We start from the raw sequence: 13075 nt of genomic DNA, 5'->3' as shown, positions 1-13075 counted from the left end.
CCAGAATTTGATGAATGGTTGGATGGCATTAAAGACAATATGACCCGCATTCGCTTGAATCGCCGATTAGATAAGGTTCAACGTGGGAACTGGGGAGACATTAAACCTCTCCAAGATGGTGTTTGGGAAATGAGAGAGTTCTTCGGTTCAGGATGGAGGATGTATTACATCCAACATGGTGACGTAGTGATTGTAATGCTTGGTGGCGGAGATAAATCAACTCAACAACAAGACATCAATCGTGCAGTCAAATTATCAAAAACGTTGGAGGATTAAAATGGTTAAAGTAGCTGATTTACCAAGTTTTGATATGGCTGAGTCACTCAAAACTGAAGAAGATATTGTAATGTACCTCAATATGGTTCTTGAAGAAAATGATCCTGCTGAATTAGCGCACGCACTTGGTGTAATTGCTAAAGCAAGAGGTATGACCCAAATTGCGAAAGAAGCAGGTATTGGACGAGAAGCCCTTTACAAAGCACTTCGTCAAGATTCAACGCCTCGTTTTGATACGATCAACCGTGTTGTGAATGCTTTAGGTTTAAAATTGACAGTTCAACATACTTAAAATTTAAAAAATATAATAAAAAAATGGGAGTTTAAGGCTCCCATTTTTTATTATATAACGCCCATTCCATTGAATCAAAAAACTTAATTTCAATATGCCTCATTATTTTATAAAAAGTAGAGTAATGACGAATACATTTAATAATGCTGAATGGCTGGTTAAAAAAAAAACTTGAAAAAAATATAAAAAGTGATAAATTTCACACTTATTTTTATAGACGTGATTTTAATACCTATAAAAAATAAAAGGTGAAAGCAATGTTATTTATGACGATTGCTTTTGGGCTATCGGATTTAATACTTGGAATTCTTAAATGAAAAAATTTATCACTACTGCATTATTAGTATCTACTAACTTACTTTTAGCTGGACAAGCAAGTGCTGAAACACCAGCAGCAAGCACACAGCAGGCACAAACAACTTTTGATGTAAAAATTGAAGTTCTTTCTACATGTTCTATCAATGCAACAGAGATTGATTTTGGTAAAGTAAATAGCGGTAGTGTTGCAAGTGACAAAACAGGAACCCTAAATGTAACTTGTACAAATCAGACACCCTACAGTGTAGGTCTGTCAGGTAGTGGTAAGATGACAAATGAAAAAGATGCATTATCAAGTATTGCTTATGAGTTATTCCAAGATAGCAATAAGCCATGGGATAACAATGACAATAAATATGCAAACAATGGTTCAGGTAACGTACAAGCAATCCCTGTAATTGCTAAAGTCGTTGGCTCAACAAATGTTCGTGCAGGCAACTATAAAGATACAGTTACAGCCACGGTAACATATTAATATTTGTTATCGTAAAGATATTCTTCATTTAAAGGATATCAATATGAGAAATCCGATACGTTGCTCTAATCTACTACGTAAGTACAGTTTAGTTTGTCTAGTAACGAGTATTTTTATGATACAGGCGCATGCTGCAAGCTTGCAGGTTGCGCCTATTTTATTAGAGTTTTCCCCTCAGGAAAAAGTTAAAGAGCTTTGGTTAACCAATACAGGAAGTGACGAAATTCGGGGCCAAGTCCGAGTAAATTATTGGACACAAAATAATAATCAAGATGTTATTACACCTACAAAAGATCTGATAGCAAGCCCCATGGTATTGACTATACCTGCTGGGCAAAGACAGTTAGTTCGCTTGATTCGTAGCGCAAATAACAATCTTTCATCTGAACAAGCCTATCGACTCATCGTCGATGAATTACCTAATCCAAAAACTGAAGAGAAAAGCGGGTTGCAGCTTTTGCTGAAATATTCGATCCCAGTTTTCTTTAAAACATCACATATAAATGCTGTAGATCAAGGCTTAACTTCTTTAAAAGGCATGACATTTAAATATACGGATCATCAATTACTAGTCATCAATAAAACTACAAGTTATAAGCGTTTTAGCCAGTTTGCTTATGTAGATTCTCAAGGTAAAAAGACACCAATTCAAATGGGACTGATGGGCTATGTTCTAAATGGTCAGAGTATGCAATGGCCTATCCCTAAACAACTGAATATTCAACCGACTGGAAAGTTTGTTGCTGTTGTGAACATGGATGTACGTGAACAAATACTTCAAGTAGCACATTGATGTATTCATCAATTTTGGAGTGGTTTTGTGAGTGTACAGATTAGTGATTTGCTATTTGCAGGAGCAATCATTGCAGTGGCACCCAATACACTTGCACAAGTCAGCGATCCAAAACTGATTCAAGATATGCAGCAAGATTTATATTTAGATGTCGAACTAAATCAATCAGCACAACCAGAAATAGGACATTTTTTACAACAAGATAAACAGCTTTATATAGATGTGACATCATTAGACAAACTCTCAATTCAAAGTAGTGCTCCTCAAGTCTTGGTTGACCAAACAAACTATATTTCTTTAGATGCTATTAACGGGCTAAGTTATCAATATGACAATCTAAACCAGAAAATCACCATACAAGTCCCTATTGAATTATTAAGTGCAAAAAACCAATATAGTTATCAAGCTAAATCTGTAGCAACGGTTAATCCCCAGCAAGAAAGACAAGGCTTACTTTTAAACTATACGGCTTTTGCACAACAAACTGATGATCATTTTTCATTTAATGGATGGAATGAACTTCGTTATTTTGGTCTATTCAATGGTGTACTGAGTATTTCAGGTAATTATCAATATCAAGATAATCAGTTTACTGATCGTCAAATTCTAGATACGTATTGGGAGAAAGACTTCCCAGAGCAAATGCTTCGTTTACGTTTGGGCGATGCGCAAAGTGATGCTTTAACGTGGACACGCTCTACTCGGATTAGTGGTCTAAGTTTGGCTAAAAATTTCGCATTACAGCCTTATACGGTTACAACCCCATTAATGAGTTTTAAAGGGCAGGTTGCACTCCCTTCACAGATTGACCTTATCATTAATGGAATCAAGCAATCATCACAGAATGTAGTGCCAGGGCAGTTTGATATTCAAACTACACCGAGTATTACAGGTGCTGGCAATGCACAAATGGTCATTACTGACATCAATGGCCAACAACAAGTCCAAAATTTTTCACTCTATCGCGCAAATCACTTACTGGCACGGGGTCTAAATGATTGGTCATTTAACCTTGGTTATCCTAAATTAAATTATGGCATATCTTCATTTGATTATGCTGATGATTTAGCATTAAGTGGTAGTTATCGTTATGGATTAAGCAATACATTGACTGTTGAGACCCATACTGAGTTGACTGAAAAGTTACAGCAAGTGGGGCTAGGTGGTGTTTACCAATTAGGGAGACAAGCTGGTCAATTCAATGTCTCTTATGCCCATAGTTATACACCTGAAAACACGGGACAGTTGCTTGGATTCGGTTATAGTTGGAACTCAGCATTGTTTAGCTTAAATTATAATGGATTACGTCAATATGGGCAGTTCAGTGATATCGCTAGTTTAAATGATGCTTCATATGCAACCCAATCCAATCAATTTTACATGGGCTTAAATACGAAGTTTGGTCAGTTAGGAGGGAGCTATATTCAACAAGAGTATAAGGATCAGTCCAGCAACGAATATGTTCTATTGAACTGGTCTTATATTTTCCCTCGACGAATGAATCTGAATTTAAGTTATAGCAGGGACTTACTAAATAAAGAAAATAGTTACTACCTGTCCTTTAATATTCCATGGGCGAAACGGAATTCAGCAACTATCACAGCTCAACGTAGTAATGATCAAAATCAACTTAGCCTGAACGTCTTACATTCTGTGGATCAAGACCAAGGTGGTTTCGGTTGGCAAGCAAGGGCCAATCATACTGAGTTATACTCACAATTTCAGGGGCAACTGGATTATTTAAGTCGTTATGGCTTGGCCCAACTTAACGTTCAACATACGACCTCAGACCAAAGTAATACCAGTATTTATGCTTCAGTGAATGGCGGGGTTGTACTATTGAAAGATGCTATCTTACCTAAACGCCTAAGCAGTGGTTCATTTGCTATCGTTTCAACAGATCAAATACCTGATGTGCCTGTACGACTAGAGAATCGTTTAATTGGTAAAACTAATAAAAAAGGTTATCTACTACTCGATTATTTGAACCCTTATCAGAATAATAGTATCGCTATAGATACGCTTGATTTGCCAATTAATCTAAAAATTGAAAAAACGCAACAAAATGCTGTACCACGCCAATCGAGTGGCGTTTTTGTACAATTCCCGATGTATCAAGTGAAATCTGTGCAACTTCAAGTAGTAGATTTACAGGGACAAAATGTGAACGTGGGAACTTCTGTATGGCAAGAAGAACCGATTCAGCAACAACAACCCACAACTATTGTGGCTCACGATGGAGTTGTGTATATCGATAACCTAAAAAATAATACACTTTACATAGGCAATCAACTTAAGCAGTGCCGAGTGATACTGCCTGAACTTACAACATTAAAAGGTTTTAGTGATTTGGGGCGAATGGTATGTCAATAAACTGCAATGACTTGTTTAAAATGAGTGATTCAACGAAATATTTTATTTATGCAAGTTTATTCTTACTAGTATCTATTCTTTTTTGTTTACCTGCTTATGCTAGTAGCTGTTGGTTAGGGCAGTCTGCAACGTTAAGTTTAGGAACATCAAATGCTCAAGGCTCAGCACTTGTTTCAACAGATGTTATTGCTGACTGTTACTTTAATTCAAACCAGCCTGTAACGTATAAGCTATGTTTAGTGGCTGATAGTTTTGATCCCGCAGGTAGTACTCCTCGAAGTATGATTATTTATAATCCTGTAAGAGCATTACTCAATTATGAATTATATTCTGATGCAGCAAGAACATTTAAGATTCCTGATTCAGAACGTAAAAACCAAGCACAATGCCAAACTTTCCAGTTTGAAGCAGGAACTGGAAATGTCAGTACTCGGCTTAAACTATATGGTCAGGTGTTGCCTGGACAGAACGTACCAGCAGCATACTATCAAACGAATAGTATTGGATTGAAACTTTATTCTGCATACAAGGTTGGATCAGAAGTACCAACGGATACAGAAGCCCTTGCAAATTCGAATACTGGTAATAATAATTTAATTGTTAACTCATATTATGAAAATAGTTGCTTAATTCAGTCGGCAACAGATATTAACTTTGGTGCGGTTGACCAACTGAAGACACCGTTAATAAGCTCAGGAAATATACAGTTAGCCTGTCCCGTTGGCACTATTATGCAAGTCAGTTTAAATAATGGCATCAATGCGCAGGGCACACAAAGAAGAATGAGAAATGCTTTAGGAAACTATATCCGATACAACCTTTCTAGGAACGCACACGATGATCAACCTTGGCAAGGTAATACCTTTTACTCTGTAGATAATCATAATATACCTGTATATGCAACGGTTCCAGCTCAACCCATCAGTAGTACTGGGCAATACTCTGACACGATTACAGTAACTCTAACTTATTGATTTTTATTTTAAAATTAATAGGTAACCGTCGCAGTTACTGTGTCACTATATTTCCCAGCAGGAACATTAGCATTGGGAACCTTACCCCAAATCTTAATATTTTGTGTTTCCCCTGTCCCCTGTTGTGACAAACGATTGTCTGCAATATTGCCCCATTCTTTGCTCATGGCAACATCTTGATAAAGCTGATAAGGAATTTGTATGGAAATATCATTGGCATGCTTCAAACGACCATCACTATTTAAAGCAATATTATAGGGAGTACCATTAGTACAATGAACATTTAAGCTCCCTGTCGCTTGAACATTCTGTGCATTACGAGTCACAGTCCCAAAATCAATATCCGAAGAGCCTCCTGCTCCAATCTCACAAATTTCTGTAACTTGCATTTTGACTTGAAACTGTGTGGATTGACGATCACTCATGGTATATGCGGAAACAGAGACTACAGCTAAAATTACAAAAGAATATTTAAAAATTTTCACTTGACTCATTTACCATAATTCCAACCTATTAACTCCATTAAATATTACATAGTTTTTTAAGAAATAATATATAGTTAATAGACTTCCGTCATAAATCAAAAAACGTACAATTTATTTGATCTTAAATTAATCAGCAAACTTATTTAATTCAAAGGATAATCCTTGGATGAAATTCAAAGATATTCAAAAATTATCAGACGTTAAGTTTCGTAGGCTTACCGGTGTTAGTTGGGCTACATTTAACCTGATGTTGGCCGAGCTAAATAAGCAGTTACCTCGTCATATTGGTAAAGGACGACCGCATAAATTACCGTTGGAAGATCGTTTGCTCTTATGTATAGGCTTTGTTGCATAAATATTTTGCAAAATACTTATTTTTAAGGAGTTTAAGAAAATTTTAATAAAAAATAAGTATAATAAAATCATAGTTTTAGGTATTTTTGCAACAAAGCCTCTTAGAAATAAAAGAGCATGATGTTTTAAGTATTTAACATAAAATCTCTTATGCGAAATTCCAAGAAGAGCACATCCAGTGCTCTTCTTATTTTTAGATAATAAATCGTTAAAAAAATGATCCATTCTCATTTTAGAACTGGGTGTTTTTTACTCAAAATACTATTTTTTTCCATAACCATAAAAGCCCCCCTTTGAAACATATATTTTTATTGATTATTTTTGTGCAAATTTCCTTGTAAACAGCTGTTTTATGGCAGGAATATAAATAAGAGTTCCTGCGATCTGCGTGCGCGAAAACATCTGAAAATTTGCCAAGTTTAAAAAAGCCTGAGACGATGGCTTTGCCAAAATATGAAATGAGCTTTGTTGTGTTAATCGTGCAACGAGCAAAACTTTCTAAACTTTTTTTTTCGGTTCGTGTGCATGAGACAGCCATCTCATTGCTAAAGACCGTGTAGCTGCATACGTGAGAAATCTAGTTGGTGCGGCTGCGAAGGGCACTGGACAGTGAGATTCTGTTCTTTGACCCAATCACTCTTAATTGGCTGTGACGTATGAAATCGTTGTGAGCCGATCAAATAGTTGGGCGACACTGAAACGGGACCCTTGGTGACAAGGGCAAACCCTGCTTAACAGAGAGTGTGAGTATCTTCATGGAATGATAGATGCGTTAGGAACACACGTTTACCGCTTCAATTCCTTAACAGGGTGGTATGCGTTGCGCACAGGTGGGCTTATGAGAGTATCGCGAGGTACTAGGGGCACGAGGAGAAATCTGGACTGCTCGGTACTCAATGATTAACCAAATTGATTTGTCGTGATGACATATTTGATTAGTTATTGAGATCTATGGATAGCTCAAGCCTGTAACAGTGACACTAAGGAGATCCAAGAGATTGGATCAAGCATGTTGCTTTGCGTAGGTTAAGTGCTTTACCCGTAATGAAATTTAATATCGGTTAATAATGGGAGTTTTTGGAACTCTTATCCCAAAAAAAAGGAATGGCTGATATCAGATGGAACGGATAAGCGTACTGACCGTCTATTTCTTTCGAAATAGACAAAGACTGTTAACGCTAAAGTGGGAATCTCTCAAGCCAATGATTAGATGTGGTGGCTCCACACTATAGGCTTTTGGACCGAAAACACTACGCGAGAGTGCTATAAGGTTTTATTAATGAGAGAGGGAGAGTTGCTGAATAGATTTAATTTGGTTTTATTTACAGATTAATTAGGTCACTTCGAGCGAATAAAAACGTAAGGGGTGGGTGAACGAAAGGCAATACGGTGCATAACCGGACTGAGAAAACAAAGTTTGTCAGGGGAGAGGTGTGGCAACCTCGGCAGCTATGAAATGCGGCAAGCCTGTTTGGCACGGAAGAAAGTGAATAAACGTTAAACATCCTGATGTAGCGCTCGGATGAATAATATTTCATGAGTAATCATTAAGAAAAGCGCTGGTTACGTTGAAGTTTGCGCTTTGAAATAACCCAGTTGTTCCGGAGACGGATCTGCTGCTGACTGATTTTTGCGATGATGGGCCGCAAGGCTCTAGTGGGATGATGTTATATAAAATCGTGATTGTGGAACTAAAACACAATTTGAAGTGTGTACTTTGTGATGTGTAGAAGTCAGGACCAGCTTAGTCTTGATGGAGGATCCATGAGAGTCGCTTCCACTGGAAACAGTGAAAATGTCGTAAGTTGATAACTGCGAGTTCGTTCTAGTCGCGAACTCAATAAATGATTAGCGTTAAGCGCGTTAGTTTCGTGAATTTGAACACGGAAAATCAAAAAAACAAGGCGGTCTCCTTAGGAGGCCGCCTTACCTTTTCCTGAAAGCTCATCATTTGCGTTTTAAGCACGTTTTCCTCATCGACATAGGATTCATAGTAATCAGTGAAAAAATCGCGCATACCCCCTATATTTTTGCGTTAAATCGCTATATCAGAGCGAGTGTCTACGAGCGAACATCGAAAAATCGCGCCTAGACTCTCTGAAAAACAATTTTTTAGTATCAAAATCTCAAAAACAGGAAATCACTTATAGAAAAGTGATTTCTAGACCGAGCGAAGCGAGTAAAAAAACTTATGAGCGAAGCGAATTCATTGTTGCTTTTGTTTTTTATTAAAGTCACAACGAGATTAGGCAAAAAATTGCCCCTCGAATCGAGCGAAAGCGAGATTCAATAGAGTTTGAGCGTAGCGAAAACATAGGGCAATTTTTCATTCCCTAAGCTTTTAATTATTTTTAATGTTTTTAAATGCTTTTATAGTTCATTAAGTGACTGTAAATAAATAATTTAATAGCTTATAAAGATAGGTTTAAGGGGTTATAAAGATAGGTTTAAGGGGTTATAAAGATAGGTTTAAGGGGTTATAAAGATAGGTTTAAGGGGTATTTGAATAGTTAAATTATTGACTATTTAAAATAGCCGGTATATAACCTATGTAGATTAATAAATAAGCTTAGAATTGTGACAAATACTAATAAGTTAGTTGTAAAAGATAATGCTCTGATTGATGCTTCATTCAATTTATCATTGATAGAACAAAGAATAATGCTTCTAGCTATAGTCGAAGCTAGAGAATCACAAAAGCTTTCCCCTGATACCCCGATAGAAGTATCAGTGAGTGACTATATTCATCAGTTTAAAGTCGATAGTAATAATGCTTATGCCTTGCTTAAAGATGCTGCTAGGACATTAAAACGAAGAGAATTTAGTTATCTAGATAGGTATAAGGGGATAGAGGCTCTTTCGACTGCCAATTGGGTTAATAAAGTAACGTATGTTGATAATAACGGTTTGATTGTTTTATATCTAAGTCATGAAGTAATTAGCTTAATAAGCAAATTGAGTGAGCAATTTACAAAATACTATATCGAACAAGTTTCAGACTTTAAAAGTAAATATAGTATTCGCTTATATGAACTTATTATTAAGTGGTTAAGCGTTACTAAGACAGAAAAATACAGCATCAATGACTTGAGATCAAAGCTTGGACTTAGTGTTGAAGAGTATTCAACTATGTCTAATTTCAAATCCAATGTCTTAGACAAAGCAATTAATGAAATTAACAAACATACTGATATAAGTGTTGATTATCAACAGTTTAAGAAAGGTCGAGTTATCACTGATATTCAATTTTCTATAAAGTCTAAAGCTCGACCTTCTAAGCAAACTAACTCTCTCAAACAGTCTTTTTATCAAATGAGTGACTCACAAATTAACTTATTTGGAAATCAATTATCTCGCCTACATGAACTGTCTCATTTAGCAAATCAAGGTGAAAGCTATGAAGAGTTAGCCATTAAAATTAAAGATATGCTCAGAGATCCAGTACAACAAAAACAACTTCTTCCACATCTTAAAGATCTAGGTTTTAACGTTTAAGTACATTACAGTTCATGTAATGACGGACTAAAACCATAATTAAAGAACTATGCCTAAATTTACTGTTGCGGAATTAGCTAAAAAATATGGAATCGCTCGTACATCTATTTATGATCGTATGAAGAATGGTTCTATTAGTTATGAAATTGACTCTAAGAATCGAAAAGTCATTGATTTTAGTGAAATGCAACGTGTTTACGGTATGCCTAACAGTCAGGCTGACAGTAAGCCTGATAGTAAGGAAACTGACAACACTACAGTTGAACTGTACAAGCAATTGATTGAAGAATTACGACATGATAAATCAGTTGCCGAAGAACGTGAAAGGCGTATGTACAAAGAGATTGAGCAACTTAAAGATAAAATTGACAACCTAACATTAGCACTTGGCTATACACCTAAAAATATTCAGCCTGACAGTCAGGATTACAGTACAAATGAACAAATCCGTACAACTACAGACTTACAAGAAATTGTACAGCCCGAACAAATTACAGCAATAGAAAATAAGCCTATTCAGCAAGCTGCTACGATAACACCGGAACCTAAAAAACGAGGTTTATTGGGCCGAGTGCTACATGCTGTTTTAAGTGATGACTAGAGGTTGAATTGTTTACCAAGGCTTATTAAAACCGTGAAACATTGATTAAATAGTAGGCGTGGAACGTGAAAAATCATAAAAAAAACCCACCTTGGGGAAGGTGGGCTATCAACTAGAAACTACATCATTGATTTCTAAGGATAATTATAAAGCATTTCGTATAACGTGTATTATGTTAATTTTAGATAAACTATAGAATCCATTAGTTTTTAAACCAATAAATTAAATATTTTATGGAACTCCAGAATATTTATTCAGGCGATACTTAAGCAATAAGGGTAGGGTGATTACATAAAGTATTGCAGCTAATGCCCATACCATTCCAGGAGCTGATGCCTGAGTCATAAAATAGAGGCTAGTAACTAATACAGGACCAATTATAGCCCCCAGACTATTAAAACTGCTTAATAGCCCTTGTAATTCACCTTGTCTTTCATCACTAATACCTCTGGACATCATTGCTTGCAAAGCAGGAACGGCTACTCCACCAAGGGCAAACAATGGTAACAACGCAAAAGGCACCCATTCTTCAACAGCAATAGATAAAAGAAGTAAACCAATTGCATCGCAAGCTATTCCACATAACAACGTATTTTTCTCTCCAAACCTCTTTACCATAGGGGCGATAGCAAAAGCCTGTGCAATAGAATGGCATATTCCATAACTAGCAAGGGAAACACCTGCAATAAATATACTCCAGCCATAACGATCCTGCCCATAGATAACCCATAAAGTTGCGGGGACTTGTGAAACCAATGTGATAATTAAAAAGATACCAAGCAATGGAGCCATATTAGGTTGAGTGATCAAATAGGATAATTTCTTTAATATTGATTGCTCCTGAACCTTCTCAGTCATTTTATTGCTGTGTTTTGATTCTTTTAATAAGACTGCTGTCATTATTAAATTAATCCCATTCATAAAAGCAGCAGCAAAGAACGGTGCATGTAAGTTCCATTCACCCAAAACTCCACCTATTACCGGACCCGCTATAAACCCAATACCAAAGACAGCTCCAAGGAGACCAAACCTTTTTGCACGCTCATGGGCTGGAGTAATATCTGAAACATAAGCTGTTGCAACAGCCATGTTGGCACCTGTAATTCCCGCAAAAATACGACCAATATATAGCCACAATAGAGAAGGAGCAGCAGCCATTAGGAGATAATCAGCCGTTGCACCAGCAATTGAAATAATTAATACAGGTCGACGTCCAAATCGGTCACTCAACGCTCCAAGGATAGGTGCAAAAATGAACTGCATCAGAGCATACACAGCTAATAAAGCACCATAGTGAACACCGCCTGCTTCAGCTCCAGCCAATGACCGTAATAATTCAGGCAAGATCGGCATAATTAAACCAATCCCAACAGCATCCAGAAATATAGTGATTAAAATCACGCTCAATGATTTCTTCACAAATGCCTTCTCTAGCAATGATAGAATTAATATTCTCTCACACACTCCCTATCAGTGATAGATTTATGAGTAAAAAAGATATTGCACCTCAACGTCTGACACGTGAAATAGTCCTGCGTACCGCATTGGATATGTTGAATGAAGAAGGCATAGATTCAATAACCACACGCAAGCTAGCTCAACGATTGGGTATTAAATCTCCAACTCTATATTGGCATTTCAAGAATAAATCCTTGTTAATGGAAGCAATGGCGGAAACCATTATAAATGAACACCATTTAGTTTCTTTACCCATCGATGGGATGACATGGCAAGATTGGTTGCTCGCTAATTCTGTAAGCTTTCGTCGAGCACTACTAGCTTACCGTGATGGTGCTCGTCTACATGCAAGAACTAGCCCCAGTCAAGGACATTTCAACACGATTGAGGCCCAAGTTGCGCTGTTATCTCATGCTGGGTTTTCTCCTGTTGAAGCAGTTGCATTACTTATGACATTAGGAAGGTTTATTGTTGGGTGGGTCCTTGAGGAGCAGCAAGAAGAAATAAGATCAGACCCACCATTCGAAGCCGATCCAACTATATATCCACTCATGCTCCAAGGAGTGAATACCTTACAAAATATGAATGCGGATGACATTTTTGAAAATGGGATTCGTATGGTGATTATCGGTGCTGAAAGACAACTTGATATTAAAATGCAAACTTAACTCTATACTGCTTTAAGCAACTGTTCTATTTAGTAATAAAGCTTTTATCCTTAATTATTTAACATAATAGAGGTTATACGAAATGCTTTTTAAAATATCCTTGTTTTTCATATAGTTAAAATTTTTTCACCCCCCTGAAAAACCACAAAAAACCGACTTGGAAACAAGTCGGTTTCTTTTTAATCAAAACTGTAACTTTTAGCCAATAGAATTGATCAAAAAACATTCTTTTTTGCGTTTTTTCCTGATTTATCAAGGGTCACAATTCAGAAATAATCCCCAATTTCTGCGGACAACTCTTGGGATAAAAATCTTGCATTATGTATTCGATCGAATACAATATAGTGAGAAGAAAAGGAATCCTCATGATTGAAATTAAACGTCTACCAGAATTTGATGAATGGTTGGATGGCATTAAAGACAATATGACCCGCATTCGCTTGAATCGCCGATTAGATAAGGTTCAACGTGGGAACTGGGGAGACATTAAACCTCTCCAAGATGGTGTTTGGG

General features: G+C 36.7%; 12 protein-coding genes and 1 pseudogene. 11 read left to right on the top strand and 2 right to left on the bottom strand.

The annotated features are described in order from the left end of the window. The 6 genes from FTV38_RS15370 to FTV38_RS15345 form a co-directional block, all read left to right on the top strand. Positions 1 to 276: type II toxin-antitoxin system RelE/ParE family toxin (locus FTV38_RS15370; protein WP_180022923.1), on the top strand; the 276-nt coding region annotated here is incomplete at its 5' end. 1 nt (position 277) lies between these two features. After that, positions 278 to 568 (top strand): addiction module antidote protein, encoded by a 291-nt coding sequence (locus FTV38_RS15365; RefSeq protein WP_000241337.1) that lies wholly within the window; start codon positions 278 to 280, stop codon positions 566 to 568. Between the two features lie 313 nt (positions 569 to 881). Continuing rightward, positions 882 to 1361, top strand: a complete 480-nt coding sequence (locus FTV38_RS15360; protein WP_179991845.1) for a spore coat U domain-containing protein — start codon at positions 882 to 884, stop codon at positions 1359 to 1361. A gap of 43 nt (positions 1362 to 1404) precedes the next feature. Beyond that, the gene (locus FTV38_RS15355; protein ID WP_180015760.1) at positions 1405 to 2154 is read left to right on the top strand and encodes a molecular chaperone; all 750 of its coding nucleotides are present in this window, start codon (positions 1405 to 1407) and stop codon (positions 2152 to 2154) included. Between the two features lie 27 nt (positions 2155 to 2181). Beyond that, a complete protein-coding gene (locus tag FTV38_RS15350; RefSeq protein ID WP_180022922.1) occupies positions 2182 to 4527 on the top strand; it encodes a fimbria/pilus outer membrane usher protein in 2346 nt (781 codons plus the stop codon). A gap of 20 nt (positions 4528 to 4547) precedes the next feature. Beyond that, the gene (locus tag FTV38_RS15345; protein WP_180002664.1) at positions 4548 to 5501 is read left to right on the top strand and encodes a spore coat U domain-containing protein; all 954 of its coding nucleotides are present in this window, start codon (positions 4548 to 4550) and stop codon (positions 5499 to 5501) included. Positions 5502 to 5515: 14 nt separating this feature from the next. On the opposite strand, the gene FTV38_RS15340 is transcribed toward FTV38_RS15345, so the two are convergent. Further along, positions 5516 to 5995 (bottom strand): spore coat U domain-containing protein, encoded by a 480-nt coding sequence (locus FTV38_RS15340; RefSeq protein ID WP_179991844.1) that lies wholly within the window; start codon positions 5993 to 5995, stop codon positions 5516 to 5518. Between the two features lie 157 nt (positions 5996 to 6152). On the opposite strand from FTV38_RS15340, the gene FTV38_RS15335 reads away from it, so the two are divergent. The 3 genes from FTV38_RS15335 to FTV38_RS15325 all read left to right on the top strand — a co-directional run bounded on the left by FTV38_RS15335 (position 6153) and on the right by FTV38_RS15325 (position 10436). After that, positions 6153 to 6341 carry a hypothetical protein gene (locus FTV38_RS15335; protein ID WP_157799961.1) on the top strand — a complete coding sequence of 63 codons (189 nt, stop codon included), beginning with the start codon at positions 6153 to 6155 and terminating at the stop codon, positions 6339 to 6341. A gap of 2576 nt (positions 6342 to 8917) precedes the next feature. Beyond that, entirely contained in the window at positions 8918 to 9835 is a 918-nt protein-coding gene (repM, locus tag FTV38_RS15330) for a replication initiation protein RepM (RefSeq protein WP_180015784.1), read from the top strand. Positions 9836 to 9884: 49 nt separating this feature from the next. Then, positions 9885 to 10436: a plasmid replication DNA-binding protein gene (locus tag FTV38_RS15325; RefSeq protein ID WP_179996704.1), complete on the top strand. Its 552-nt coding sequence runs from the start codon at positions 9885 to 9887 to the stop codon at positions 10434 to 10436. A 231-nt stretch (positions 10437 to 10667) separates the two neighbouring features. On the opposite strand, the gene tet(39) is transcribed toward FTV38_RS15325, so the two are convergent. After that, entirely contained in the window at positions 10668 to 11855 is a 1188-nt protein-coding gene (gene tet(39), locus FTV38_RS15320; RefSeq protein WP_004856455.1) for a tetracycline efflux MFS transporter Tet(39), read from the bottom strand. A gap of 65 nt (positions 11856 to 11920) precedes the next feature. Between tet(39) and FTV38_RS15315 the strand changes: the two genes are divergently transcribed. Then, positions 11921 to 12562, top strand: coding sequence for a TetR/AcrR family transcriptional regulator C-terminal domain-containing protein (locus FTV38_RS15315; RefSeq protein ID WP_004787586.1), 642 nt, complete (start codon positions 11921 to 11923; stop codon positions 12560 to 12562). A 365-nt stretch (positions 12563 to 12927) separates the two neighbouring features. After that, positions 12928 to 13075 (top strand): annotated as a pseudogene (locus FTV38_RS18170) (type II toxin-antitoxin system RelE/ParE family toxin); the annotation flags it as partial.

The sequence above is a fragment of the Acinetobacter sp. YH16044 genome, assembly GCF_013417145.1.
GTDB lineage: Bacteria > Pseudomonadota > Gammaproteobacteria > Pseudomonadales > Moraxellaceae > Acinetobacter > Acinetobacter amyesii.
Note: the sequence above shows the minus strand (reverse complement) of the source record. Positions and strands in the feature narration are given on the sequence as shown.